The following is a 24,543-nucleotide window of genomic DNA, read 5'->3' as shown; positions in this document are numbered from 1 at the left end:
GCGTTTTTATTCGTGCGGCGTTTCAGCGATTGCGGGTCAGCAATGCTGGCTTCTCGCCGCGAGGCTTGGTTGGCAGCTGTTCCAATTGCTCAATGCTGGGCAGTCGGTCCAGTTTCGACTCCTTGTGGATGATGACCGGCTGCTTTTCCTTCGGCTTCTCCGCAACGTCCCGGCGGGCACCACCGCTATCACCGTCGATCCGACGCCCTTCGTTTTTGCGGCGTGGCTGCGCGCCACGTGCAGGCTGCCCTTGACGCTTGCCTTTACCTTGAGCGCCTGCACTGGCAGCGCCGCTGCGTGGGGCTGCCGCGGCACGTGGCTGGCCAGCCGGTTGAGCCGGCGCGCCGGGACGACGGCCACGTCCCTGCTTGTTCTGGTAGGGACTGACATAGTCGACGCTGTTGCCGAAGTTATCGACTTCGTCATCAAGAAATTCGTCCGGAGCGCGATCATTCGGTAGGCGAGGCGGACGGCTCACCGGAGCTGCAGCTGTCTGCTCTGCTGAGCCCTGCGCTGGACGCGCACTGCGCGGCTTGTTGCGTCCGCGACGGTTGCGGTCACCCGCTTTCGGCTCGCTGGCTGCAGCTTCGGTGGTTTTCGCAGCGCGCTCAGGGCGTGGCTTGCGCTCGCCGTTACGTGGTGGACGCGGCTGGCGTGGTTCACGTACTTCAGGTTTTTCCGCCTCGATGGTGCTGGCGTCGAAGCCCAGCAAATCGCCGTCCGGAATCTTCTGCTTGGTCATCCGCTCGATGCCCTTGAGCAGCTTTTCCTCGTCGGGTGCAACCAGCGAAATCGCTTCACCGCTGCGGCCAGCCCGACCGGTACGCCCGATCCGGTGAACGTAGTCTTCCTCGACGTTCGGCAGCTCGAAGTTGACCACGTGAGGCAACTGGTCGATGTCCAGCCCGCGCGCGGCGATATCGGTGGCAACCAGGATACGTACCTGGTTGGCCTTGAAATCCGCCAGCGCCTTGGTACGCGCGTTCTGGCTCTTGTTACCGTGAATCGCGACTGCCGGCAGACCGTGCTTGTCGAGGTACTCGGCAAGGCGGTTGGCGCCATGCTTGGTGCGGGTAAACACCAGCACCTGTTCCCAGGCACCTTTGGTGATCAGGTGTGCCAGCAGTGCACGCTTGTGCGAGGCCGGCAGGCGGAACGCGCGTTGCTCGATCCGCTCGACCGTGGTGTTCGGCGGCGTGACTTGGATCTTCTCCGGCTCGTGCAGCAACTTGCTGGCGAGATTGGTGATGTCTTGGGAGAAAGTGGCCGAGAAGAGCAGGTTCTGGCGCTTGGTCGGCAGCTTGGCCAGGACCTTCTTGACGTCATGGATGAAGCCCATGTCGAGCATGCGGTCGGCTTCATCGAGGACCAGAATCTCTACATGAGAGAGGTCGACGGCCTTCTGGTTCGCCAAGTCGAGCAAGCGGCCCGGGCAGGCGACAAGCACGTCGAGGCCCTTTGCAATGGCTTGAACCTGCGGGTTCATGCCCACGCCTCCGAAGATCACCGCGCTTTTCAGCGGCAGGTCGCGGGCGTACAGCTTGAAGCTATCGTGTACCTGGGCGGCGAGCTCACGTGTTGGCGTCAGCACCAGTACGCGCGGCTGGCGCGGACCGTGGCGGTGCTCGCGGTCAGGATGGCCGCCTGGGAAAAGAATTTCGAGTACGGGGAGGGCAAAGCCACCGGTCTTGCCGGTTCCCGTCTGTGCAGCGACCATCAGGTCGCGTCCTTGCAACACGGCGGGAATGGCCCGCTGTTGCACCGGTGTAGGCTGGGTGTAACCGGCGGCCTCGACGGCACCGGCCAAAGCCTCGGAGAGACCGAGGGAAGCAAAGGACATGAGTAATCCTGTCTTGTGTAGGGCGTTGCCCTGGGATGGTCATGCCTGGCTCGAATCGCGACTGGCGTGCGATCCCGTCCGGTCCTGCCGCATTTGACGATGCTGGCATCCGGGCGTAAGCCTGGCGGAAGCGCGGAGTATAACAGAGCCTGTTAACGCCGCATTGGTAGGACAGTGTGGCAGTTCTCAGGTTCATTGGCCAGCTCCCTGTTTCGCAGGGAGCTGAGCAAGTTCAGCGAACCAGCTTTAAGTTTTCCCAGACGGCCAGGCTGGGTTCGGCCTGGTTCAGGGTATAGAAGTGCAGCCCAGGCGCGCCACCGGCGAGCAGTTTCTCGCACATCTCGGTGATCACTTGCGTGCCGAAAGCCTGGATGCTTTCGATGTCGTCGCCGTAGGCTTCCAGCTGCTTGCGCACCCAGCGTGGAATTTCCGCACCGCAGGCGTCAGAGAAGCGCGCCAGCTTGCTGTAGTTGGTGATCGGCATTATGCCCGGGACGATCGACATATCCACGCCCAGCTTGCGCACACGCTCGACGAAGTAGAAGTAGCAGTCGGCGTTGAAGAAATACTGGGTGATGGCGCTGTCAGCACCGGCCTTGGCCTTGCGCACGAAATTGGCCAGGTCATCTTCGAAATGGCGCGCCTGCGGATGCATCTCCGGATAAGCCGCGATTTCGATATGGAAATGATCGCCCGTTTCGGCGCGAATGAATTCCACCAGCTCATTGGCATAGCGCAGCTCGCCGCTGGCCATGCCCATGCCGGAGGGCAGGTCGCCGCGCAGGGCGACGATGCGCTGGATCCCGGCGTCCCTGTAGATGTTCAGCAGTTCGCGCAACTCAGCCTTGGTGTCGCCAACGCAGGACAGATGCGGCGCCGTGGAGACCTTCACTTCGCCGTCGAGCTGCAGCACGGTATTTAGGGTGCGATCACGCGTCGAACCGCCGGCACCGTAGGTGCAGGAGAAGAAGTCCGGCTTGTATTCGGCCAGGCGCCTGGCGGTGGCCAGAAGTTTTTCGTGTCCGGCGTCGGTCTTGGTCGGGAAGAACTCGAAGCTGAAGCTATGGCTACGTGTTTGTGACATGACAATTCCTTTCGGCAGTCAGCCACACCGCGCTTACCCGAGCTGGCTCGTGCAAAGCGCTGGTGCGGCTCTGGCCGTTATTAGTAGCGGTAGCTATCCGGCTTGAACGGACCTTCGACTTCCACGCCAATGTACTCGGCCTGGGTCGGGGTCAGGCGGGTGATGACCCCACCGAAGCCCTTGACCATTTCGGCTGCGACTTCTTCGTCGAGCTTCTTCGGCAGCACCATGACGGTGACGTTCTTGGTCTTTTCCGTCACCGGCAGCTCAGCGAACTTCTCGTTGAACAGGTGGATCTGTGCCAGCACCTGGTTGGCGAACGAACCATCCATGATCCGGCTCGGGTGGCCGGTTGCGTTGCCCAGGTTCACCAGACGGCCTTCGGCCAGCAGAATCAGGTAATCATCGTTATGCGCATCGAAGCTGCCCGGGCCGGTGCGGTGGATCTTGTGCACCTGCGGCTTGACCTCTTCCCATGCCCAGTTCTTGCGCATGAAGGCGGTATCGATCTCGTTGTCGAAGTGGCCGATGTTGCACACCAGCGCGCGCTTTTTCAGCGCCTTGAGCATGCCGGCGTCGCACACGTTGGCATTGCCAGTGGTGGTGACGATCAGGTCGATCTTGCCCAGCAGGGCTGCGTCGATGCAGGCGTCGGTGCCGTCGTTGAGGCCGTCCTTGTAAGGAGACACCAGCTCATAGCCATCCATGCAGGCCTGCATGGCGCAGATCGGGTCGACTTCCGAAACCTTGACGATCATGCCTTCCTGACGCAGCGACTGCGCCGAGCCCTTGCCCACGTCGCCATAGCCGATCACCAGTGCCTGCTTGCCGGAGAGCAGGTGGTCGGTGGCGCGCTTGATGGCGTCGTTAAGGCTGTGACGGCAGCCGTACTTGTTGTCATTCTTGCTCTTGGTGACCGAGTCGTTCACGTTGATCGCCGGGATCTTCAGGGTGCCTTTCTTCAGCATGTCCTGCAGGCGATGCACGCCAGTAGTGGTTTCCTCGGTGACGCCATGCACGCGCTCGAGCACCTGTGGGTACTTGTCGTGCAGGATCTGGGTCAGATCGCCGCCGTCGTCGAGAATCATGTTGGCGTCCCACGGCTGGCCGTCCTTGAGGATGGTCTGCTCAATGCACCACTCATACTCTTCTTCAGTTTCGCCTTTCCAAGCGAATACCGGGATGCCGGCAGCAGCGATGGCGGCGGCGGCCTGGTCCTGAGTCGAGAAGATGTTGCAACTGGACCAGCGGACTTCGGCGCCGAGGGCGGTCAGCGTCTCGATCAGGACGGCGGTCTGGATGGTCATGTGGATGCAGCCGAGGATCTTTGCGCCTTTCAGCGGCTGCTCGCCTGCGTACTTGTGGCGCAGGCCCATCAGGGCAGGCATTTCCGATTCGGCGATGATGATCTCGCGACGGCCCCAGTCAGCCAGGGAAATGTCGGCGACCTTGAAATCGTTGAAGCCGGCAGGCGTCATGACAGCGCTCATTGAAGAGTTCTCCATTCGTTTTGTGCGAATGGGCGCCGTTGATGCGTATGGTTAACGCCCTATCCGAGCCTGACAGGTGAAACCTGATTTGGATCTGCTGCGGCGCGACAGATAAGCCGCGTGGCTTGTGAGATCCAAAACAGGCTTTCGCCCTGCTGCAGCGCCCCTCGGACAGGTGGCGGGCACGGCCGAACGGTGTCGGCGATGTAAAACCCGGCGATTATAGCCGCGCCCGCAGAAGATCCCAAGCCCGGCGCGCAACCCTGATCAGCGAGCGTGATGGGTATCGCGGGCGCAGATCCACCGATCAATACGCCGGCCTACATGCCGGCCAGCTGGCCGGCGGTCAGACTGTTTTTCAACTGGCCCCGGAAGGGCTCAGATGAAGCCCAGTATACGAGGGAGGAAAAGCGAGAGCTCCGGCACGAAGGTCGTGACTATCATCACGGGCAACGCCACGAAGGCCATCAGTGCCAGTGCTGGCGCTACGGTTTTGTGGATAGACACTTTGCCGATTCGGCACGCCATATAGAGGATTGGGGCCACCGGTGGGCTGTTGGCGCCGATCACGACGGAGCAGGCGACGATCGAGGCGAAATGAACCGGATGCACGCCGCTTTCGACCATCAAAGGCAGGAACAAAGGCGCAATCACCACGGTGACCGACACATCGTCCATGATCATGCCGGCGATGATCAGAAAGATGTTCACAGCGATCAGGATCAACAATGGATTCTGAATCAAGTGGGTCACCAGCTCGGTCAGATCCTGCGGGATCCGCTCGGATGCCAGGATTCGCCCGATCATAAAGCTGAACAGGAGGATGAGAATCACCGTGCCGGTGGTCTCGGCCGCGGAGACCACGCTGCGGGCAAAGCTGGCCAGGTTGAGATCCCGGTAGACGAAAAAGCCGATGAACATGGCCGCGAACGCAGCCACCGCTGCGGCTTCGGTAGGGGTGAATATGCCCCCGTAGATGCCGCCGAGAATGATCACGGGCAGTGACAGCGCCGGAATGGCGCGAAGGGTTGCCTTGCCCTTACCCGGAAGCTGCCCGATACCGTCGCCTGCGGCACTCGTGACTTCAGTGAAGAAGCGACCGACACTGAAACGGTTGGCCGCGATTAAGCCGATGATCAGTAGAACCGCCGGTCCAACCGAGGCGGCAAAACAGGCTGCCACTGACTGACGGGTTACCACTGCAAACAAGATCATCGTGATCGAGGGTGGAATCAGAATGCCCAGCAACGATGAAATGCCTAGCAGCGCGGCCGAGTAGCTGCGTGGGTAACCGCGTTGCTCCAGTGGGCCGATCATGATCGTGCCGATCGAGGCGACAGCAGCGGTAGCCGTACCAGCGATGGCGCCAAAGATGCCGGATGCCATCACCATCGACGCACCCATGCCGCCACGGCGCTTGCCGATCATGACTTCGATGAAGTCGACCAGCCGACGGGCGATTCCTCCGCTCTGCATCAAGTAGCCGGTTAATACGAACAGCGGCAGCGCAATCAGAATTACCGAGTCGAGAGAGCGGTAGCCCTGCAGCATCATGGTGTTCAGATTGGCGTCGTAGGCGTACACCAGATACGCCAAGACGCCGGCGAACGACCAGGCGACAGGTACACCGATGATCATCAGCAGTATCAACAGGCCAATTGCAATAAAACCTTCCATATCAAAGCTCCTTTTGGCTCAGCTGTTTAATGCCGGCCAGTGAGCCGATGACGTCTCTCAGCGAATAGCAGCTGCAACCGATGGCCGCGAGCATGATGGATGCTTGGGGCAACCACAGCGGGATGCCCATTCCCGGGGTCGATTGCGGACGGCGAAGCCCCCAGCTCAGCATGCGGTAGGCGAGTACCACGAAGAACAGGCAGATCAGGAACGAAATCAGGGAGATCAGGGCCTTGTGCATCAGCTGAAATCGCTGGTCGGTGATCTTCAACTCGATGAAGTCGACCTTGAGATGCTCGTTGCGCCGGCAGGCGATCGTGCCCCCAAGCATATAAAGCCACATGCCGAACAGCATGATCAGCTCCAGCAATCCCACCATGGACCAGCCGAACACATAGCGGGCCAACACCAGAAACAACATCAGACCAACCACCAGCAGACTGGCAACGAACGCCGCGGCCTCTAACAACCAGCCCACGCCTTTATCCAGTCCGGAAAAGAATTCTCGGATCATTTTTCTTCCAGCGTATGAACAAGCCGGCCCGCAAAGCGGGCCGGTTGTGGATTAAAGCCTGAAATTCGCTGATTACAGCGGAGAGGCGTTCTTGCGGATGGTGTCCATGATCTCTGGGCCCACTTCCGTGTCCATCTGTGGCCAGACCTTCTCGCGCGCGGCTTTGGCGAATTCGCGGATCTGCTCCTCGTTTGGCTCGAAGTACTTCATGCCCGCTTCCTGAGCTTTGGCGATGTAGTAATCGTCCTGCTGTTTGGCAGCTTTGAACTGCTCGTTCATGATTTCGATAGCCGCGTCGCTGACGATCTTCTGTTCCTCTTCGCTCATGTTTTCCCAGGTGTCCTGGTTGGCGGACAGAATGCCAGTCATGAAGAAGTGCTTGGTCTGCACGTAGTAATCCAGGGAATCGCGGAAGTACTCGTAGTCCCAATAGATGACGTTGCCGGCTTCCCCATCGACCACGCCGGTCTGCAACGCTGTGTAAACCTCGCCCCAGTCGATTGCGGCGGTTTGGTAACCCAGCGCCTGCATGGTCTGTGGCGCCGGGAACACGGTCATGGTGCGCACTTTGAGGCCATTTGCATCGGTAATATTCAGTGCATATTTGCCTTTAGAGGCAACACCGTTGAAACCTTCCGGCCAGGGGCCGAAAAACTTCAGGCCGATATCGCTGTAAATCCCGCCCAGCATGTTATTGACCCAGCCGCCAGGGCTGTAGGCCTTGAGCGCTTCATCCCAGGACAGCGTCATGTAGGGTGTGTAGATAACGCCGATGCGCTTGTCGTAAGACGTCATCGGCCAGTTCAGCATCAGATCGACGTCACCGGCGACATGCAGGTCAAACACTTCCTGCTGGCCGCCAAGCTCGTTCTGGTAGAAAACCTTGGCCTTGATCTCGCCGTCCGACTTCTGCTCGATCAGCTCACCCCACTTTTTCAAGGCGTCGCCCGCGGGTGAACCCTTGGTGCCAGAGTCTGTAGCGAGTTTTAACGTCAGTGCCTGGGCATGCGTGCTCATTATCAAGACAGATGCTGCCGCACCAGCGAGCAACGTCTTCAGCGTGGCTTGGATTGTTCTCATTTTCTTCACCCTAGCTCCCTAACGGTTATCGAAAAGTGCGCAGATAGGCGACAGGCCTGTGCGATGTCTAATAGGTTCTGCGCAACCAGCAGGGCCCACTCCGACATGCCTTCCGCCCCGACCATCAAGCATCGGGGCCTGTCAGCGCTTTGAAACAGGACCGCATTGCGCGGTGCATCAAGGCCTATTCCTGATGCACGGGGTTTGTCAGGGCTTCACGGATCAGCCGGAGCGACAGGGCACAAGGTTTACGGTCAAGTACGGAATCGATGGTACGAATGCCATCCTGGGCGAGTGTTCTGGAAGCGACGCGCTGGCACCGGAAAACGATGCGGCAGTGACGGATATTGATTTATATCAATGCTCCAGAGGGTTGGAGCCAGCAGCTAGCTGGCGGAAGCAAGGGCCGTATGGCTTTGGATCCTCTCAGGAGTTCGAGCGCTTCGAGCTGACGCAACGCGATTGGCTTTCTCCAAATGAGCGGCCGCTGGCGCAAAGATGCTCGCCCAGGCCGGCTATAGTCGTGATCGTGGTAAGGCCTACCCCTGGCGCTGACCCAGGGATCAGCGATCGCGGTCCGTATCGTGTGTGCAGATCTGCCGAACCAGCCTGCCAATGCTCAATCCCTGGACCAGAATCGAGAACAGCACGATGAGATAGGTGATGTTCAGCAGCAGATTGCGTTCGTCGCTTGCCGGCAATGCCAGCACCAGCGCGACAGAAATTCCGCCTCGCAGCCCACCCCAGGTCAGGATGCGTACCGTTCCATTGGGCAGTGCGCGACCCATCTTGCGCAGCAACAGCGCGGGCGGCCCGACGGCCACCAGGCGCGTGCCCAGAATCAACAGCGTGATGCACAGTGCGATCAGCAGGTATTGCGCGCTGAATGGCAGCAGCACCAGTTCCATGCCGATCAGCACGAACAGCACCGCGTTGAGGATCTCGTCGAGCAGCTCCCAGAAATTGTCCAGGTTCTCCCGGGTATGATCCGACATCGCGTGGCGCCGCCCCTGGTTACCGATGATCAGGCCGGCCACCACCATCGCGATCGGACCGGAAAGGTGCAGATGGGTTGCCAGGGTGTAGCCACCCAGAACCAGCGCCAGGGTCAGCAGGACCTCCACTTGGTATTGGTCGATGCTCTTGAGTAGGGCAAAGGTCAATGCGCCGAGCAGCGCACCGAGCAGCATGCCGCCGCCGGCTTCCTCGACGAACAGCCAGACAGCCTCACCTGCGCCCGGAGCCTCCCCCCGAGCCAGCACACCCAGAAGCACGGTGAACACCACCACCGCGACGCCGTCATTGAACAGTGACTCACCGACGATGGTGGTTTCCAGCGCTTTTGGCGCGCCGGCTGAGCGCATGATGCCGAGCACGGCGATCGGGTCGGTCGGCGAGATCAGCGCGCCGAACAGCAGGCAATAGATCAACGGCGGCTGCAACCCGAACAGATCGAGGATCCACCAGCTACCGAAGCCGATCACCGCAGTGGAGAACAGGACGCCTACGGTGGCCAGCAAACCGATCGCCCAGCGGCGGGCACGTAGGTCGGCCAGGTTGATATGCAGGGCGCCAGCGAACAGCAGAAACGACAGCATGCCGTCCATCAACAGGTGATTGAAGTCGATTCGCCCGACCAGCGCCTCGATCTGCGCTTCCAGCAGCGGCAGGCCCAGCATGGTCAAACCATGAAGCAGCAGCGAAAACACCAGTGCTGTGGCCATTACGCCGATGGTGGGTGGCAAGCCGATGAAACGGTAGTTGAGGTAGGCGAGCAGTGCAGTGAGGCTGATGAAAATGGCCGAAAGTTCGAGCATGGGGTCCTCAGGTCAGCATCGATAGCGAATGCAGAGTGGACTAGGTTTCGAGGCAAATGGTGCCAGGCGAATCGCGAACTCAGCTAAGGATCGAAGGGTCGAAGGATAAGGTTCGGTGAACCTCGCCGGGCGAGTGATCCTTTCAGGAGCTGCCAACATGAACCTCTTGTTTCGTTCTGTTCTGCTAGCCATTGCGGCCGGGTTGAGCCTGCCGGCTGCCGCCAATTCCTGCTACGTCAGCGCCGAAACCTCCGGCGCAGTGCCGCCCCCGGTGGTGACCGAAAAGTGTTTCCGCTATGAGGGCATGCAAGACAACAACATCGACTGGGTCTGTCAAAACAACGAGGCGGTGAAGAATTCTCGGCGGGAGATCCTCGAAAGTTGCCCATCCGGTCACTTCGGCGTGTGTACTGCCGCGTTGACGCCCGCGACGCTGGCCAACGAGCGCGCCACTGGCAGTCAGGCCGCCAGCACGCCCGCGCCCACCACGGTGCCCGAGCAGGCACGCATCGTCACCTTCTACTACAAGGCAACGGACCACGCCCAGGCCAAGGTCGATTGTGAAAGCGCGGGTGGTGAATGGTCGCAGTAGGCTTGTGACGTTTGGTGATACGGCCGGCAGGGGCGATAATCGCCGGCCGTTGTATTTCCGAGTGGTAGAACCATGAAGCTGTTGCCGTTGAGTGTGTCGCTGGTCGCCGTGTTGGCGCTGTTGGCTGGCTGTGATCGCATCGATCCCAACTCTCCGCTCGGCAAACGCAAGGCGATCTATCAGCAGATGCTCGACGTCAAAGAGGACCTGGGCGGCATGCTGCGCGGTCGCTTGCCGTTCGATCCAGAAGGCTTCACCAGCGGAGCGGCGAAGCTAGATCAGCTATCCCGTCAGCCCTGGCAGCATTACCCGGAAGTGAAGGAAGCGCAGAGCGATGCCCGCGACGATGTATGGCAGCAGCAGGCGCGATTTAACCAGATGGCCCGAGAGCTAGAAGCCCGAACTGCCGCGCTCGTTGCCGCGACCACTCAGACGCCGGTGACGTCCGAAAGCGTCGCGCCGGCGTTTCAGCAGGTAGAAGACGCCTGCGAGGCGTGCCACAAGGAATTCCGCGCTTACTGATCGAGGCGGCGCACCGATCAGCGCTTGGCCGCTTCCAGCTCTTTACGGGCCTGATCCAGGCGCCGTTTGCTCACTTCGATCACCTGAGGATCGCCAGTTCCCAAGGCCTCGCGCAGCTGCGCTTCACGGGTCGTAGCCAGGCGCATCGCGCGTTCGATCTCGGCGTGGTTGGGTTGCAACGGGACCACGCCGCTGCAGCGCTCGGTCAGGTGTTGCAGTTGAGCCTCTAGTATCGCGCGCTGACTGCTGTCGCCCTTCAGGCGTGCATCCTTGATTTGCTGGCTGATGCGCTCGCGCGGTTCGCTGCAGGCTGCGTCCGTCTCTGCGATGGCCATCGTCGGCACACTGCAACAGAGACAGATCAGCAGATACGCAAGGGGATTGTGCCGGCCGGTCATGCACAGGTCCTTTTTGTTGTTGTGATGTCATAAGACTGGAGTCCAGCGGTGAAGTGCCCTCAGAATCCGGCAATCCCGACCTCATGCAATTGCTGACGCAGCCGAAGGATTTCCGGCGCCGTGAAGAAGGTCCGAAGCTGCTTAGCGCGTGTCGCCCCGATGCCGGGCTCGGACTGCCATTGCGTCATGGAGATTGCCTCTAGGTCGTCCCAGCTGTCGGCCGGTATTGCATCTGCACCCGGTGGCGCGCCGAGCGCTCGTAGCCAACTGGCGAGAGGGCGGGCGCGTGCCAGCTGGAAACTGGCGACCAGTGTGCTGGCGCTGGCTTCGCCGATACCTGGCACCTGTTGCAAACGACGCTGATCGAGGTGCAGCCAGTCAAGTAGGCCATCGACCAGCCTGGCATCCACCAATGCCTGCCAAGTCCCCGGTCCCAGGTGGGGCAGGTCGAGCCCTTTCTTTCCGCTGAGCCAGACGAGGCGTGCGACGAACTGCTGATCACAGCCGGGGGCCGTATGCCAGCAACTCATGAAGTGGTAGTCGTCCGGCGTGGGCGCTTCGACTCGCCGCCGCTGCTGCATGCGCCAGACGACACGCTCGAAGCGTGGGATGGTCAGGCCGGCCAGGGCGATCGCGACCTGATCGTCAGGTTGTACGTCTGCCTGCTGCCAACGCCTCACGGACCCGAGGCTGACGCGGCTGACAAGGCGGTCATCGAGCTGTACCGGCTCCAGTTGCAGTACCGGTGTGATTCTGCCGCTGCGACCGATGCTGAACGTCACCTCGCGCACCCGGGTAACGGCTGTGCGCAGCGGATATTTCCAGGCAATTGCCCAGTGCGGCGGCTGGGCCTGCCAGCGGGTGGCGTCCGGGCGCTCACCCTGGCGCAGCACGATCCCATCACTGGCGAACGGAAGACTATGGCGGAACCAGTGGTCACGCCAATGGCCAGCTTGTTCCGCAGTTTCCAGCGGCACGGTCAGTGCAGCGCTTTCATCGAATCCCATCGCCACCAGGCCGGCGAGGCGAGATCGCATGTCGGACGGGCCGTTGGGCCAGTCCCAGATGAACAGGCCGATCTGTGCGGCGGTCGCCTCATCCAGCACCAACCTCGCCATCGCTCCGGTGACCTTGCTGCGCGCCCCGGCACTGCCGGCTTGCGCTTGCACGTGGTCCTGCACGCGCCAGTAGAGCTCGCCCTGCAGGATCAACTCTTCTTTAATCGGCAGCTGCAGCGGTATGGCCTGCAGTTGCCGGGCGCGGTCGGTCCAGTCCTGTCCATGGCTGCCGTCGCCGCGGCTCACCACCCGGACCAGTGAACCCTGTTGGTAATGCAACGTTACCGCGACGCCATCGACTTTGGGCTGGATCCAAACATCCGAGCGGGCCGTGAGCCAGTCTTTGGCCGCCTCGGCATCGGCGAGCTTGGCCAGGCCGGTCTGGGCGACTGGATGGGCAACGGGCCCGTCGCTGCCGTCAAGCGGGTCTGCAGCTGTTGCTGCGCTGTTAGTCGCAAAGCAGGCTTGCCATTGCTCCAGACGCCGCCGGGTCTGGTCGTAGATTTCGTCGTCGACCAGCGAGAGACCTCGCCGATGATAGGCGTCGTCCCATTGCGCCACCTGGGCAGCCAAGGCTGCGATCTCCATTTCAGCACGGCGGTTCGGCGAGTCAGGGCAATCGGCCATTGCCAGGCAGGAAAGGGTACAGAGTGCTGTCGCAATCAAGCGCTGCATAGAGAGCATCCTTGCTCGTTGAGGTCGCCCATTCTGCTCCGCGGGGGCAGCTAAGGCCGTGCGCTAGCGCATGTTGAACAATTCCTGATGGAAATCGCTGGCCGGCAGGCCGTGCTCGGTCAGGTCTTGGCGCAGTTTGCTGCCGAAGCGGGCCGGTCCACAGAACCAGACGTCACGCTGCAGCCAGTCTGGCACCTCTTGGCGGATCTGGTCAGGCGTCAGCCGACCATGCTCCCTGGCCACCTGTACGTGCAGGCGTATCCGGGCGGACGCAGCGAGTGCTTGCAGCTGCGCGATGAAGCGTTGGTCCGGTGCGCTGGTGCAATAGAACAGATCGATGGTGTTGTCCTCACTGCTGCCGGCCAGCGCCTGCAGCCGGCTCATGAACGGGGCGACTCCAATGCCTCCCGCTACCCAGATTTGCCCGGCTTTGTGTCCGCCGAAATCAAAGCAGCCGTAAGGGCCTTCTACCGTAACCGCATCGCCGTTGCGCAGGGTTTGCGGCAAACGGCGGGTGTAGTCCCCGAGCCCCTTGATCGCGAAGGAGAGCTTGCCGCCGTTTTGCCAGGCACTGGAAAGACTGAAAGGATGTGGTCCTTCCTTTTGCTCAAAGCTGGCAAAGGCAAATTGTCCGGGTTTGTGGCCGGGCCAGGGCCCTTCCAGCGATACATTCACATGCAGGACCTGATTGTCGGGGTGATAGGTCAGGCCATCGACGCGGCCCACAACCTGATGTGCGCGTCCGACCTGGCGCAGCAGCGAAACAGTAGCGGCAAAGGTCCCGCCAATAAGCAACACAGCTATCACCGCACCCAGTAGGGACGGCCAATAGGCGGGTGGCATCAGCATGAGGCTGTGTACCGCCAGCACCAGATAGACCAGTGCCAGCCAGCGATGGGTTTTGAAGAACCAGCGGTACGGGAACTGTTTTATCAGTGCGAGAACAATCAGTAACGCGGCGACATAAAAGGCCCATTCGCCGATGTCCTCAGCGAACCCCCGTTGCCCATGCAGCCAGCCGAGCAGGCCATCCTCTGCTTTGCCGGCGCCGCGTCGGACTGGGGCTGCGAGCCAGCCCAACCCCACCAGCCATTTCGGAACCTGCGCCCAGCCCCAATGTACGGTTGATACCACCAACACGCCGATTCCCAGCCATTTATGCAACCGATAGCTCTTGTCCAGGCCGCCTAGCAGGCGCTCCAGCCACTGGGGGCGGATGGCGAGGTAGATCGCCACGCTCATTGCGCTGATGGCAAGAGCGCCACTGTAGTGAACCATGTCTGCGCGCAGCGGCCAGAAACGGGGATAGCCGCCAGTGATGCCGCCCGCAGTAGCGAGCCAGAGAAGGGTCACGGTGATGAACAATGTGACTAAGGCCAGTCTGATCCGTTGCATGGCGGTGCCCCTCTGCTGTGATGAAGCATGAGAAGCATGCGCTTGCGATGCAGTGGTGGGCATGATCGTTATCAACGGCATTGATTAGTGAGCTAATTAACTGCGTCGTACAATCGTCAGCCAAAAGTTTTGCGGAGTGATTCATCAGTGCAACCCGTGATCACCATCGAGCACCTCACCAAGACCTACGCGTCGGGGCATCCAGCGCTCAAGCAGATCGATCTGGAGATCCACAAGGGCGAGATCTTTGCCCTGCTCGGGCCCAACGGGGCGGGCAAAACCACGCTGATCAGCATCATCTGCGGGATCGTCAATCCCGGTAGCGGTCGAGTTCGGGTCGATGGCTTCGATATCATCGATGACTACCGCGCCGCACGTTCCAAGATCGGCCTGGTGCCACAAGAACTCTTCAATGAAGGCTTCGAGAGTGTCTGGGCGACGGTGCGCTTTTCCCGCGGACTGTTCGGCAAGGCGCCGGATGATGCCTACCTGGAGCAATTGCTGCGCGACCTGTCGCTTTGGGACAAGAAGAGTGCGCGCATCATCGAGCTGTCCGGCGGCATGAAGCGCCGCGTGATGATCGCCAAGGCCTTGTCCCACGAGCCGACCATCCTGTTTCTCGACGAGCCCACGGCGGGCGTTGACGTCGAGCTGCGCCGCGATATGTGGGAGATGGTCCGCCGTCTGCGTGAGCGCGGGGTAACCATCATCCTGACTACGCACTACATCGAAGAGGCCGAGGAGATGGCTGATCGCATCGGGGTGATCAGCAAGGGCGAGATCATCCTGGTCGAGGACAAGAAAGCGCTGATGCAGAAGCTTGGCACCAAGCAGCTGACCCTGCATCTGCAACGACCGCTGGCGGAGATTCCGGCGGATCTGGCCGGATATCCGCTCGAGCTGGTCGACTCGGGCAATCAACTGGTGTTCACCTTCGATGCTCAGCATGAAGACACTGGTATTGCCGAGCTACTCAGGCGGCTGGCGGCGCACGGCATCGATTTCAAGGATCTGCAGTCGAGTCAGAGTTCGCTGGAAGAAATCTTCGTCAGCTTGGTAAAAGGCAGCCGCACATGAATTTCCACGCAATTCGCGCCATCTACCTATTCGAGCTGGCGCGCACCTGGCGCACGCTGTTGCAGAGCATCGCCACGCCGGTCATATCCACCTCGTTGTATTTCGTCGTCTTCGGCTCGGCCATCGGCTCGCGGATGGAGGCGATGCACGGCATCCCTTACGGTGCCTTCATCATCCCCGGCCTGATCATGATGGCGCTGCTTACCGAGAGCATTTCCAATGCGTCGTTCGGCATCTATATGCCGCGCTATTCGGGGACCATCTACGAAGTGCTGTCGGCACCGGTGTCGTACCTGGAGATTGTCATCGGCTATGTCGGCGCCGCGGCGACCAAGTCGATTATTCTCGGCTTGGTGATTCTGCTGACGGCCCGGTTATTCGTCGATTACGAGATAGCCCATCCGTGGGTGATGGCGCTGTTCCTGGTGCTCACCGCGGTGACCTTCTGCCTGTTCGGTTTCATCATCGGCATCTGGGCGGATGGCTGGGAAAAGCTGCAGATCGTGCCGTCGCTGATCGTCATGCCACTGGCCTTTCTAGGCGGCAGCTTCTACTCCATCGAAATGCTTCCGCCAGTCTGGCAGAAGGTCACGCTGTTCAATCCGGTGGTGTACCTGATCAGTGGCTTCCGCTGGAGTTTCTACGGGGTTTCCGACGTTAACGTCGGTATAAGCCTGGCCATGACGCTGGGCTTCCTGGCGCTGTGTCTGGTGCTGATCTGGTGGATCTTCAAGACGGGTTATCGCCTGAAAAATTGAGCCGGGCGGGGCTTCTCCATGCGCTGGCCATCTCGTAGGGTGGGCAGGGCGGCGTTCCGCTTCAATCCACCGCGTCGCTGGCAGGTCCGTGGTGGTGGGCTGAAGCCCACCCTACGGTTTGGGGCGGGTCGAGGCCGAAGCGGTGCTGCGGGGCGCCGGCCTTGTCGGGGTGGTAGAGAACCGTCGCACCTGTAAAAAAGCCCCGTCCGGCTTTCGCTGGCGGGGCTTTTTCATGCGTTTGGCCGTCTCGTAGGGTGGGCCGGGCGGCGTTCCGCTTCAGCCCACCGAGTTGGCGACAACTCCGCGGGGGTGGGCTAAAGCCCACCCTAGGGATTGGAGGCGGGTCAGAGCCCGGCAGCAGCGCGCAGGGCGTCGGCTTTGTCGGTCTTTTCCCAGGTGAAGGCGGTGAAGGTGTCGTTACCGACCGTCATTTCAACTGGAGTACGGCCGAAGTGGCCATAGGCGGCGGTGGCCTTGTACATCGGGTGCAGCAGGTCGAGCATGGTGGTGATTGCGTACGGGCGCAGGTCGAAATGCTCGCGGACCAGGGCGACGATCTTTTCGTCGCTGAGTTTGCTGGTGCCGAAGGTGTTGATCGAGATCGAGGTCGGCTGGGCCACGCCGATGGCGTAGGAAACCTGGATTTCGCAGCGCTCGGCCAGGCCGGCGGCGACGATGTTCTTCGCCACGTAACGACCCGCGTAGGCGGCCGAACGGTCGACCTTGGACGGGTCCTTGCCGGAGAAGGCGCCGCCGCCGTGACGGGCCATGCCGCCGTAGGTGTCGACGATGATCTTGCGCCCGGTCAGGCCGCAGTCGCCCACCGGGCCGCCGATGATGAACTGGCCGGTCGGGTTGATATGGAACTGGGTGTCCTTGTGCAGCAGTTCGGCCGGGATCACGTGCTTGACGATCAGCTCCATCACCGCTTCCTTGAGGTCGGAATGCTTGACCTCCGGGTTGTGCTGGGTGGATAGCACGATGGCGTCGATACCGACCACTTTGCCGCCTTCGTAACGGCAGGTGACCTGGCTCTTGGCATCCGGACGCAGCCACGGCAGCAGGCCGTTCTTGCGTGCTTCGGCCTGGCGCTCGACCAGTGCGTGGGAGAAGCGGATCGGCGCCGGCATAAGCACGTCGGTTTCGTTGCTGGCATAGCCGAACATCAGGCCCTGGTCGCCGGCGCCCTGGTCTTCCGGCTTGCTGCGGTCAACGCCTTGGGCGATGTCCACCGACTGCTTGCCGATGATGTTGATGATGCCGCAGGTGGCGCCATCGAAGCCGACTTCCGAGCTGTTGTAGCCGATGTCGATGATGACGTCGCGTACCAGCTGCTCGAGGTCGACCCAGGCGCTGGTGGTGACTTCGCCAGCGACGATCGCAACGCCGGTCTTGACCAGCGTCTCACAGGCCACGCGGGCGTGCTTGTCCTCGGCGATGATGGCGTCCAGCACCGCATCGGAAATCTGGTCGGCAATCTTGTCCGGGTGCCCTTCGGACACGGACTCGGAGGTGAAAATCGAATATTCGCTCATCTATCGGTTCCTAATTACCGGTGGGTGAGTCGGCTGTCAGGGGCGAGCCGGGAAAAGTACCGGGTCTGGATCTGAAAACCGTTCTTCAAGCCAATGTAGAGGCTCTCGCCGGGCGTGAGCCCCGCGGCATCGGCCCAACGGGCCAGATCATCCTGTTCGAAGCCCAACCAGAGGTCGCCGCAGGCCTCCCTGGCCCAACTCTGGTTGTGGCTGCACAGCTCGGTGATCAGCAGGCTACCGCCCATGTTCACCAGCCGTGCAAGTTGCTTGAGTGCTTCACCCGGCGCCGCCAGATGATGCAAAACCATGTTCAGCACGACGCAATCTGCCGATGGGCATTCGTCCTGCAAGGCGTCGGCAAGTTTCAATTCGACGTTTTCCAGCGCATCCCGCTCGCAACGTGAGCGAGCCAGCTCGAGCATCGCCGCACTGTTGTCCACCGCGATCACTCGAGCGAACCGATGTGCCAGTTCGGGCAGAAAGCTACCGTCGCCGGGGCCTACTTCAAGCGCTGTTGCCTGGGCTGGAAGATTCAGCGCATCGAGCAGCGCGACCACGCTGTCGCGGTACTGCGGGAAGCCGGCAATCATGTCCTGCCGCGCCTGAAAGCTACCGGCCATCCTTGCGAAGAAGTCTTCGCTGGCGGCACTGCGCTGAGCATGCACTGCGGCAATGCGCGCCTGCACATCGAGCGGCAGGCTCAGCTGATCCACCTCGTCGAGCAGGGCTGCATGCAGCCTGCCGCCAAGGTTGTCGTTCTGGGGCAGGGCGCGGCGATAGAAGATCGCATTGCCTTCTCGGCGCGTCGCCAGCAGGCCAGCCTGGGTCAGTACCTTGAGGTGATGGCTGATGCCGGATTGTCCGGTGGCAAAAATCTGCGCCAGCTCGAGCACGCCGAACGAGTCGCTGGCCAGCGCGCGCAGTACGTTCAGCCGCAGCGAATCGCCGCCGGCCTTGCACAGGGCGGCGAGTTGGTCGCTGTCGGCGAAAGACATCTGGGAAATGCGCAGGCTCATAGGCGACGCAGTCTAGTCGGTCGATTTTCGTCCAGCAATGCCAATATCAAAAAGTTTTGATATTGGGCAAGCGACGCCTTAGCTGATCAGGCTGTTGACGCCCATGCCGCAGGACACCAGACCCAGCGCCAATAGAAAGAAATTGGGCAGCAGATCGAGTAGCCCCTGCAGGCGGTCATTGCTCGACAACTGGCGTGACACCAGGCTGTAGGTGATCAAAATCGAAACATCGACTAGTGCCCAGATGGCGATCAGCGCCAGCGCCTGCGGCGCGAAGGGTTGCGCCGGCAGAATGAAGCCTGGCAGAAAGGCGAGAAAGAACAGGATGTCCTTGGGGTTGGACAGTCCGACCGCCATGGCCCGCCAGAAGTAATGCGATTGCGGGCGCGGCAGCTCCTTAGCTTCTCCGCCACCGCCCCCGCAGAGGCCGTCGGCACCGAGCCAGATCAGGTAGAGCCCGCCGAGCACCTGGCCCCATTCGAGAATTACCGGTTTCAGGTCCAGGGCCAGGTAGATCACCATCAGCGCAGCGATCAACAGCATTTGCGCCGAAAGCACACCGCCGAGAATGGTCCAGGCCGGCCAGCTGCGTCGGGCGTCGGCGACAACCAGCGCGACGACCGGGCCAGGGGAGGCGATCAGCAAAGCGACCGCGGCGGCAAAGGCGAGATAGGTGGCGTTCATAGCTCGGTTACCAGTTCGAAGATGCGCGATTGCTTGCCCAGCTTTTCGGTATAGAAGCGCAGGTTGCAGCTGGCGAAGGTGCGCTGCATCCAGCGATCGCTGCCATCGAAACGGGCGGTGAAGGGGCTGCGTGCGTGTGCCGTGCGGCGGTTGTCGATGACCAGCAAATCGCCGCGCGTGAGGCGCACCGGCTCGACCACTTCCCAGGCAACGGCGCGAAGTCGGTCCAGCGCGCGCTGAGCCCGATCGCTGTAGGCGACCATGAATTGCGGATCGAAGCGCAGAAAGGGGGCGTCAGGGTCGCCGTACAGCACGGTCTGATGCTTGTTGATATCGATGCGCTGGTTCTTTTCGCTGTGGCCGTAGTCGGACAGAAAGTTGTAGGGCTCGTTGAGAAAGAACACCTGGTCTTCGTAGGAAAGTCGCTCAAGGATGCGCTCGGCCGACGCGATGTAGGTGACGGCCTCGGCGGCCGGATCCTGACGCAGGCAGAGCAGCAGCAGGTAGTCCGGCTGGATGGCGTGGAAGGCGTTTTCGGTGTGCAGGTCGAGTTCAGTGTCGAAGCTGTCCGAGGTCGCGGCACGTGACTGCGTCTGCTGCGGGAAGAAATTGTTGACGATGCAACCGCCCGATTCCTGCACGTAGCCGATCGGCTCGCCCAGCAGCGCGGTGGCTTGCAAGAGCAGGCGCTCGCTGCGGTCGTCGACCTTGTTCAGGTTGGTGCGTGAGGCGGGCGTCGGCGGTATCTCACCGATTTCCGTGTCTTCCAACAGGACAAAACCCTTGGCATTGCCGAACAGCTTGAAATCAAGGATGTCCGCTATCTGCGCCTGACTGAGCCCCCCGTGACGAATACTGGCAGACAAAAGTTGATCGAACTCGCGAGTGGGCATGTCATCCTTCCCTAGCGTTATACAAGGCAGAGGCCTCTTATTGGGTCGGTGCCAACGCATGGCTGGCCCGATTGCCGGCGAGTATTGGTGGGCCCTGGAGGGTTGCAAAATGGAAAAAACGGCCATCTCCGATGAGTTTTACTCATGCCGGAGGCTGGGGGTATGACGTTGCGCATGCCGCCGCTTTACGCGCTGCGTGCCTTTGAGGTCGCGGCGCGCTTCGGGTCATTTACACAGGCCGCTGAAAGCCTGTGCATCACCCAGAGTGCTGTCAGTCGACACGTGAAGACGCTGGAGGAAAGCCTCGGCTGCTCGCTTTTCGAGCGGCGCGGTTCGAGGTTGGCGCTGACCGACACCGGACGGCTGCTGGCGCAGGAACTCAAGGTCGGCTTCCGTACCATCGAAAACGCCTGCATCGCCATTAACCGGCAGCAGGACGCGCTCCGGCTGAAAGCGCCCTCGACCCTGACCATGCGCTGGCTGCTCGGTGCGCTGGAGAATTTCCAGCTCACCCATCCGCAGGATCGCGTGCAACTGACCAGTGCCTGGATGGACCTCGATTCGGTGGACTTCCACAACGAGCCCTTCGATTGCGCCATCCTGCTGGGGCATGGCGGGTTTCCGGCAGACTGGAACCGGATCAAGTTGTTCGATGAATGGCTGGTGCCGGTGTGTTCACCGGACTATCAGGGGGGATCACCCTGGACGGCTGCACGCCTCGCTGATGCAGAGCTGATTCACCCGTCGCGCGACTGCCGAGACTGGCGCCGCTGGCTGCAACGGGTCGGTTGGGTCGAGGCTGTCGCCTGGCAGCAGGGCAAGCTGTTCGACACGCTGGAGCTGGGGATTTCCGCAGCAGCACAGGGGCATGGCATCTCGATTGGCGATCTAGCCCTGGTTGACGCCGAGTTGCGCAAAGGCTCGCTGATGCTGCCGTTCGACCAGGCGGTGCGCTCCGGCGACAGCTATTACCTGGTCTGGCCGGCGGCGGGAGAGCCGCCCCTGACGCTGACGCGCATGAAGGACTATTTGCTGCAACATCTGCCGGACATCGGCAGTTGTGGCGTCAGGCTGCTCGACTAATTAGGGGGCATTGGCGGCCCCGCGGCGCTTATTCAGTCATTGCCCCGCCACCCGCGGTAGGGGAAAATGGCCGCCTTTTTCCGCCCCCTTCGTTTCAGAAGCTACCCCGCAGGAGATTCAGCGATGCCCAGCCGTCGTGAGCGAGCCAATGCCATCCGCGCCCTCAGCATGGATGCCGTGCAGAAAGCCAACAGCGGCCACCCGGGTGCCCCCATGGGCATGGCGGACATCGCTGAGGTCCTCTGGCGAGACCATTTGAAGCACAGCCCGACCAACCCGCAGTGGGCCGACCGCGACCGCTTCGTGCTGTCCAACGGCCACGGCTCGATGCTGATCTATTCCTTGTTGCACCTGACCGGTTACGACCTGTCCATCGACGACCTGAAGAACTTCCGGCAATTGCACAGCAAAACCCCGGGCCATCCCGAGTTCGGCTACACCGCAGGTGTCGAGACCACCACCGGCCCGCTGGGCCAGGGTCTGGCCAATGCCGTCGGTTTCGCCTTGGCGGAAAAGGTCATGGCCGCGCAGTTCAACCGCGACGGGCACAAGATCGTCGATCACCACACCTATGTATTCATGGGCGACGGCTGCTTGATGGAAGGGATTTCCCATGAAGTCTGCTCACTGGCAGGCACGCTGGGCCTGAACAAGCTCATCGGCTTCTATGACGACAACGGCATTTCCATCGATGGCGAAGTGCATGGCTGGTTTACCGACGATACCCCGCGACGCTTCGAAGCCTACGGCTGGCAGGTCATTCGCAACGTTGACGGCCATGACGCCGAGGAAATCCAGATCGCCCTGGAGACCGCGCGCAAGAGCGACCGCCCGACACTGATCTGCTGCAAGACCGTCATCGGCTTCGGTTCGCCGAACAAGCAGGGCAAGGAAGAATCCCACGGCGCCGCCCTGGGTGATGCGGAAATCGCCCTGACCCGCGAAGCGCTGGGCTGGAATCACGGCCCGTTCGAGATTCCCGCCGAGATTTACGCCGAGTGGGACGCCAAGCAGAAGGGCGCCGACGCGGAAAACGAGTGGAACAAGCGTTTCGCCGTCTATGAAACCGAATTCCCGGCACTGGCGTCCGAGTTCAAGCGGCGCATGGCGGGCGAGTTGCCGGCCGATTTCGCCGAAAAGGCCAGCGAGTTCATTCGCGAAGTCGCCACCAAGGGCGAGACCATTGCCAGCCGCAAGGCCAGCCAGAATTGCCTGAATGCCTTCGGCCCGCTGCTGCCGGAACTGCTTGGCGGTTCGGCGGATCTCGCTGGTTCCAACCTGACCCTGTGGAAGGGCTGCAAGCCGGTGGTCGCCGAGGATGCCTCGGGCAACTACATGTACTACGGCGTGCGCGAGTTCGGCATGAGCGCCATCATGAACGGCGTCGCCCTTCACGGCGGCCTGATTCCCTACGGTGCCACCTTCCTGATGTTCATGGAATACGCCCGCAACGCCGTGCGCATGTCGGCGCTGATGAAGCAGCGTGTGCTCTACGTCTTCACCCATGACTCCATTGGCCTTGGCGAAGACGGCCCGACTCACCAGCCGATCGAGCAGCTCACCAGCCTGCGCACCACGCCGAACCTGGATACTTGGCGTCCGGCCGATACGGTCGAATCTGCGGTCGCCTGGAAGCATGCGGTCGAACGCAAGGACGGCCCGAGCGCGCTGATCTTCTCGCGCCAGAACCTGCCGTATCACATCCGCGACAACGAAACCGAGGCGTCCATTGCCAAGGGTGGTTACATCCTCAAGAACTGCGTCGGCGAGCCGGAGCTGATCCTCATTTCCACCGGTTCGGAAGTTGGGCTAGCCGTTCAGGCCTACGACAAGCTGACTGAGCAGGGTCGCAACGTGCGTGTCGTCTCGATGCCGTGCACCAGCGTCTTCGATGCCCAGGATGCGTCCTGGAAGCAGCACGTGCTGCCGGTAGAAGTCGGCGCGCGCATCGCCATCGAGGCGGCGCATGCGGACTACTGGTACAAGTACGTTGGCCTCGACGGCCGCATCATCGGCATGACCACCTACGGCGAGTCGGCCCCGGCTGGTCAGCTGTTCGAGGAGTTCGGCTTTACGGTCGACAACATCCTTGCGGTGGCTGAAGAGCTGCTGGAAGACTGATAGCTAAGCTGGGAGCTGGAGGCTTGAGTAAGGGCTTCCAGCTCAGGTTTGCGAGATCACAGCAGCTGAGAAGTGGCGGCTCAACATCGGGGTGGCGGCGGCATGAGCCATTTCGAGTGTCTGGCTTCCAGCTTCCAGCTCGCATAAGGCGAGCCGCGAATGCCCCGAACTGTCCCCTACCGCATTGCCCTCAACGGCTACGGTCGCATTGGTCGCTGCGTGTTGCGTGCCTTCTACGAGCGCAACGCGGCCTTCGATTTCGAGATCGTCGCCCTCAACGACCTCGCCGACATGGCCAGTCTTGAGTACCTCACCCGTTTCGACTCTACCCATGGCCGCTTTCCCGGTGACGTGGCGGTGGAAGGCGATTGTCTGCATCTTAACGGCCACTGCGTAAAGGTCTTGCGCGAGTCGACGCCAGAAGCGGTCGATTGGCGCGATCTGGGTGTGGACCTCGTGCTCGAGTGTTCCGGTGCCTACAACACGCGTGCCGGCGGGGAGCGCTTTCTCGCGGCAGGTGTTCCTCGAGTATTGTTTTCGCAACCCATGAGCGGGGCAGCTGATGTCGATGCCACGGTGGTCATGGGCATCAACCATGAGCAGCTGACGGGAGCCGAACGACTGGTCTCCAATGCGTCCTGCACTACCAACTGCGGCGTACCGCTGCTCAAGCTGCTCAACGATGCCATCGGGCTCGATTACGTCTCGATCACCACGATTCACTCGGCGATGAACGATCAGCCGGTCATCGACGCCTATCACCACGATGATCTGCGCCGCACGCGGTCGGCCTTCCAGTCGGTGATCCCTGTGTCGACCGGTCTGGCAAAAGGCATCGAACGCCTGCTGCCGGAACTCTCGGGGCGGATTCAGGCCAAAGCCGTGCGGGTGCCGACGGTGAACGTGTCCTGTCTGGATATCACCGTGCAGACCTCCCGCGATACGGATGCGCCAACGATCAATCGGATTCTGCGGGAAGCCGCGTTATCCGGCCCGTTGAAAGGCCTGCTCGCTTATACCGAGCTGCCCCACGCCAGCTGTGATTTCAACCACGACCCGCATTCTGCGATCGTCGATGGCAGCCTGACGCGCGCCTCCGGGCCGCGGCTGGTGAACTTGCTGGCCTGGTTCGACAACGAGTGGGGTTTTGCCAACCGCATGCTGGACGTGGCCGATCATTATTTGCGCGTCGCCCACCGCGCTTAACCGTCACTGTCTGGCGGGCTTTACCTGG

21 protein-coding genes and 1 riboswitch are annotated in these 24,543 nt (G+C 61.3%); of the genes, 7 read left to right on the top strand and 14 right to left on the bottom strand.

The window, feature by feature from the left end; genetic code table 11:
- Nucleotides 1-22: 22 nt before the first annotated feature.
- From rhlE2 to ACQKEK_RS07905, 7 genes are all read right to left on the bottom strand, one after another.
- Nucleotides 23-1,840, bottom strand: coding sequence for an RNA helicase RhlE2 (gene rhlE2, locus ACQKEK_RS07935; protein ID WP_499141918.1), 1,818 nt, complete (start codon nucleotides 1,838-1,840; stop codon nucleotides 23-25).
- A 232-nt stretch (nucleotides 1,841-2,072) separates the two neighbouring features.
- A complete protein-coding gene (metF, locus tag ACQKEK_RS07930; protein ID WP_499141916.1) occupies nucleotides 2,073-2,924 on the bottom strand; it encodes a methylenetetrahydrofolate reductase [NAD(P)H] in 852 nt (283 codons plus the stop codon).
- Nucleotides 2,925-3,004: 80 nt separating this feature from the next.
- Nucleotides 3,005-4,414 carry an adenosylhomocysteinase gene (ahcY, locus tag ACQKEK_RS07925; protein WP_499141915.1) on the bottom strand — a complete coding sequence of 470 codons (1,410 nt, stop codon included), beginning with the start codon at nucleotides 4,412-4,414 and terminating at the stop codon, nucleotides 3,005-3,007.
- A 23-nt stretch (nucleotides 4,415-4,437) separates the two neighbouring features.
- Nucleotides 4,438-4,589, bottom strand: a riboswitch (S-adenosyl-L-homocysteine riboswitch).
- Nucleotides 4,590-4,792: 203 nt separating this feature from the next.
- Nucleotides 4,793-6,091, bottom strand: coding sequence for a TRAP transporter large permease (locus ACQKEK_RS07920; RefSeq protein ID WP_499141914.1), 1,299 nt, complete (start codon nucleotides 6,089-6,091; stop codon nucleotides 4,793-4,795).
- Between the two features lies 1 nt (nucleotide 6,092).
- Nucleotides 6,093-6,605 (bottom strand): TRAP transporter small permease, encoded by a 513-nt coding sequence (locus ACQKEK_RS07915; protein WP_499141913.1) that lies wholly within the window; start codon nucleotides 6,603-6,605, stop codon nucleotides 6,093-6,095.
- Between the two features lie 72 nt (nucleotides 6,606-6,677).
- Complete coding sequence (gene dctP / locus ACQKEK_RS07910) at nucleotides 6,678-7,685, bottom strand: TRAP transporter substrate-binding protein DctP (protein WP_499141912.1); 1,008 nt, start codon at nucleotides 7,683-7,685, stop codon at nucleotides 6,678-6,680.
- Between the two features lie 563 nt (nucleotides 7,686-8,248).
- A complete protein-coding gene (locus ACQKEK_RS07905; protein WP_499141911.1) occupies nucleotides 8,249-9,502 on the bottom strand; it encodes a cation:proton antiporter in 1,254 nt (417 codons plus the stop codon).
- Nucleotides 9,503-9,659: 157 nt separating this feature from the next.
- On the opposite strand from ACQKEK_RS07905, the gene ACQKEK_RS07900 reads away from it, so the two are divergent.
- Together ACQKEK_RS07900 and ACQKEK_RS07895 are read left to right on the top strand one after the other, a co-directional pair.
- A complete protein-coding gene (locus ACQKEK_RS07900) occupies nucleotides 9,660-10,094 on the top strand; it encodes a hypothetical protein (protein WP_128120372.1) in 435 nt (144 codons plus the stop codon).
- Between the two features lie 72 nt (nucleotides 10,095-10,166).
- Nucleotides 10,167-10,616, top strand: a complete 450-nt coding sequence (locus tag ACQKEK_RS07895; RefSeq protein ID WP_046161632.1) for a c-type cytochrome — start codon at nucleotides 10,167-10,169, stop codon at nucleotides 10,614-10,616.
- Nucleotides 10,617-10,633: 17 nt separating this feature from the next.
- On the opposite strand, the gene ACQKEK_RS07890 is transcribed toward ACQKEK_RS07895, so the two are convergent.
- The 3 genes from ACQKEK_RS07890 to ACQKEK_RS07880 all read right to left on the bottom strand — a co-directional run bounded on the left by ACQKEK_RS07890 (nucleotide 10,634) and on the right by ACQKEK_RS07880 (nucleotide 14,142).
- On the bottom strand, nucleotides 10,634-11,014 hold the full coding sequence (locus tag ACQKEK_RS07890; protein ID WP_499141909.1) for a DUF1090 family protein: 381 nt from the start codon (nucleotides 11,012-11,014) through the stop codon (nucleotides 10,634-10,636).
- 59 nt (nucleotides 11,015-11,073) lie between these two features.
- Nucleotides 11,074-12,747, bottom strand: coding sequence for an NAD-dependent DNA ligase LigB (ligB, locus tag ACQKEK_RS07885; RefSeq protein ID WP_499141907.1), 1,674 nt, complete (start codon nucleotides 12,745-12,747; stop codon nucleotides 11,074-11,076).
- Nucleotides 12,748-12,810: 63 nt separating this feature from the next.
- Nucleotides 12,811-14,142 carry a ferredoxin reductase family protein gene (locus ACQKEK_RS07880; protein ID WP_499141906.1) on the bottom strand — a complete coding sequence of 444 codons (1,332 nt, stop codon included), beginning with the start codon at nucleotides 14,140-14,142 and terminating at the stop codon, nucleotides 12,811-12,813.
- A 147-nt stretch (nucleotides 14,143-14,289) separates the two neighbouring features.
- Between ACQKEK_RS07880 and ACQKEK_RS07875 the strand changes: the two genes are divergently transcribed.
- Both ACQKEK_RS07875 and ACQKEK_RS07870 read left to right on the top strand, forming a co-directional pair.
- Nucleotides 14,290-15,219 (top strand): ABC transporter ATP-binding protein, encoded by a 930-nt coding sequence (locus tag ACQKEK_RS07875; RefSeq protein WP_499141905.1) that lies wholly within the window; start codon nucleotides 14,290-14,292, stop codon nucleotides 15,217-15,219.
- A complete protein-coding gene (locus tag ACQKEK_RS07870) occupies nucleotides 15,216-15,977 on the top strand; it encodes an ABC transporter permease (protein ID WP_127840325.1) in 762 nt (253 codons plus the stop codon). The genes ACQKEK_RS07875 and ACQKEK_RS07870 overlap by 4 nt, the downstream gene beginning before the upstream one ends.
- 344 nt (nucleotides 15,978-16,321) lie before the next feature.
- Here the strand turns inward: ACQKEK_RS07870 and metK are convergent, their stop codons facing one another.
- The 4 genes from metK to ACQKEK_RS07850 form a co-directional block, all read right to left on the bottom strand.
- Nucleotides 16,322-17,512: a methionine adenosyltransferase gene (gene metK, locus ACQKEK_RS07865; RefSeq protein ID WP_046161637.1), complete on the bottom strand. Its 1,191-nt coding sequence runs from the start codon at nucleotides 17,510-17,512 to the stop codon at nucleotides 16,322-16,324.
- A gap of 14 nt (nucleotides 17,513-17,526) precedes the next feature.
- A complete protein-coding gene (locus tag ACQKEK_RS07860; protein ID WP_499141904.1) occupies nucleotides 17,527-18,528 on the bottom strand; it encodes an ArsR/SmtB family transcription factor in 1,002 nt (333 codons plus the stop codon).
- A gap of 78 nt (nucleotides 18,529-18,606) precedes the next feature.
- Nucleotides 18,607-19,212, bottom strand: a complete 606-nt coding sequence (locus ACQKEK_RS07855; RefSeq protein ID WP_499135645.1) for a LysE family translocator — start codon at nucleotides 19,210-19,212, stop codon at nucleotides 18,607-18,609.
- The gene (locus ACQKEK_RS07850) at nucleotides 19,209-20,105 is read right to left on the bottom strand and encodes a TauD/TfdA family dioxygenase (RefSeq protein ID WP_499141903.1); all 897 of its coding nucleotides are present in this window, start codon (nucleotides 20,103-20,105) and stop codon (nucleotides 19,209-19,211) included. The genes ACQKEK_RS07855 and ACQKEK_RS07850 overlap by 4 nt, the downstream gene beginning before the upstream one ends.
- Before the next feature lie 162 nt (nucleotides 20,106-20,267).
- Between ACQKEK_RS07850 and ACQKEK_RS07845 the strand changes: the two genes are divergently transcribed.
- From ACQKEK_RS07845 to epd, 3 genes are all read left to right on the top strand, one after another.
- Complete coding sequence (locus tag ACQKEK_RS07845) at nucleotides 20,268-21,188, top strand: LysR substrate-binding domain-containing protein (protein ID WP_127840735.1); 921 nt, start codon at nucleotides 20,268-20,270, stop codon at nucleotides 21,186-21,188.
- 123 nt (nucleotides 21,189-21,311) lie between these two features.
- Nucleotides 21,312-23,309 (top strand): transketolase, encoded by a 1,998-nt coding sequence (gene tkt, locus ACQKEK_RS07840; protein ID WP_499141902.1) that lies wholly within the window; start codon nucleotides 21,312-21,314, stop codon nucleotides 23,307-23,309.
- A 159-nt stretch (nucleotides 23,310-23,468) separates the two neighbouring features.
- A complete protein-coding gene (gene epd, locus ACQKEK_RS07835) occupies nucleotides 23,469-24,515 on the top strand; it encodes an erythrose-4-phosphate dehydrogenase (RefSeq protein WP_128120361.1) in 1,047 nt (348 codons plus the stop codon).
- The last annotated feature ends 28 nt before the right edge of the window (nucleotides 24,516-24,543 follow it).

Source organism: Pseudomonas sp. NPDC077408 (assembly GCF_050269105.1).
Taxonomy (GTDB): Bacteria; Pseudomonadota; Gammaproteobacteria; order Pseudomonadales; family Pseudomonadaceae; genus Stutzerimonas.
The sequence above is the reverse complement of the archived record's forward strand: the minus strand, read 5'-3'. Positions and strand labels throughout refer to the sequence as shown.

Coding starts and splice junctions, on each gene's coding strand:
- rhlE2 (WP_499141918.1), bottom strand. CDS start 1,840: ATGTCCTTTGCTTCCCTCGGTCTCTCCGAGGCTTTGGCCGGTGCCGTC.
- metF (WP_499141916.1), bottom strand. CDS start 2,924: ATGTCACAAACACGTAGCCATAGCTTCAGCTTCGAGTTCTTCCCGACC.
- ahcY (WP_499141915.1), bottom strand. CDS start 4,414: ATGAGCGCTGTCATGACGCCTGCCGGCTTCAACGATTTCAAGGTCGCC.
- ACQKEK_RS07920 (WP_499141914.1), bottom strand. CDS start 6,091: ATGGAAGGTTTTATTGCAATTGGCCTGTTGATACTGCTGATGATCATC.
- ACQKEK_RS07915 (WP_499141913.1), bottom strand. CDS start 6,605: ATGATCCGAGAATTCTTTTCCGGACTGGATAAAGGCGTGGGCTGGTTG.
- dctP (WP_499141912.1), bottom strand. CDS start 7,685: ATGAGAACAATCCAAGCCACGCTGAAGACGTTGCTCGCTGGTGCGGCA.
- ACQKEK_RS07905 (WP_499141911.1), bottom strand. CDS start 9,502: ATGCTCGAACTTTCGGCCATTTTCATCAGCCTCACTGCACTGCTCGCC.
- ACQKEK_RS07900 (WP_128120372.1), top strand. CDS start 9,660: ATGAACCTCTTGTTTCGTTCTGTTCTGCTAGCCATTGCGGCCGGGTTG.
- ACQKEK_RS07895 (WP_046161632.1), top strand. CDS start 10,167: ATGAAGCTGTTGCCGTTGAGTGTGTCGCTGGTCGCCGTGTTGGCGCTG.
- ACQKEK_RS07890 (WP_499141909.1), bottom strand. CDS start 11,014: ATGACCGGCCGGCACAATCCCCTTGCGTATCTGCTGATCTGTCTCTGT.
- ligB (WP_499141907.1), bottom strand. CDS start 12,747: ATGCAGCGCTTGATTGCGACAGCACTCTGTACCCTTTCCTGCCTGGCA.
- ACQKEK_RS07880 (WP_499141906.1), bottom strand. CDS start 14,142: ATGCAACGGATCAGACTGGCCTTAGTCACATTGTTCATCACCGTGACC.
- ACQKEK_RS07870 (WP_127840325.1), top strand. CDS start 15,216: ATGAATTTCCACGCAATTCGCGCCATCTACCTATTCGAGCTGGCGCGC.
- metK (WP_046161637.1), bottom strand. CDS start 17,512: ATGAGCGAATATTCGATTTTCACCTCCGAGTCCGTGTCCGAAGGGCAC.
- ACQKEK_RS07860 (WP_499141904.1), bottom strand. CDS start 18,528: ATGAGCCTGCGCATTTCCCAGATGTCTTTCGCCGACAGCGACCAACTC.
- ACQKEK_RS07855 (WP_499135645.1), bottom strand. CDS start 19,212: ATGAACGCCACCTATCTCGCCTTTGCCGCCGCGGTCGCTTTGCTGATC.
- ACQKEK_RS07850 (WP_499141903.1), bottom strand. CDS start 20,105: ATGCCCACTCGCGAGTTCGATCAACTTTTGTCTGCCAGTATTCGTCAC.
- ACQKEK_RS07845 (WP_127840735.1), top strand. CDS start 20,268: ATGACGTTGCGCATGCCGCCGCTTTACGCGCTGCGTGCCTTTGAGGTC.
- tkt (WP_499141902.1), top strand. CDS start 21,312: ATGCCCAGCCGTCGTGAGCGAGCCAATGCCATCCGCGCCCTCAGCATG.
- epd (WP_128120361.1), top strand. CDS start 23,469: ATGCCCCGAACTGTCCCCTACCGCATTGCCCTCAACGGCTACGGTCGC.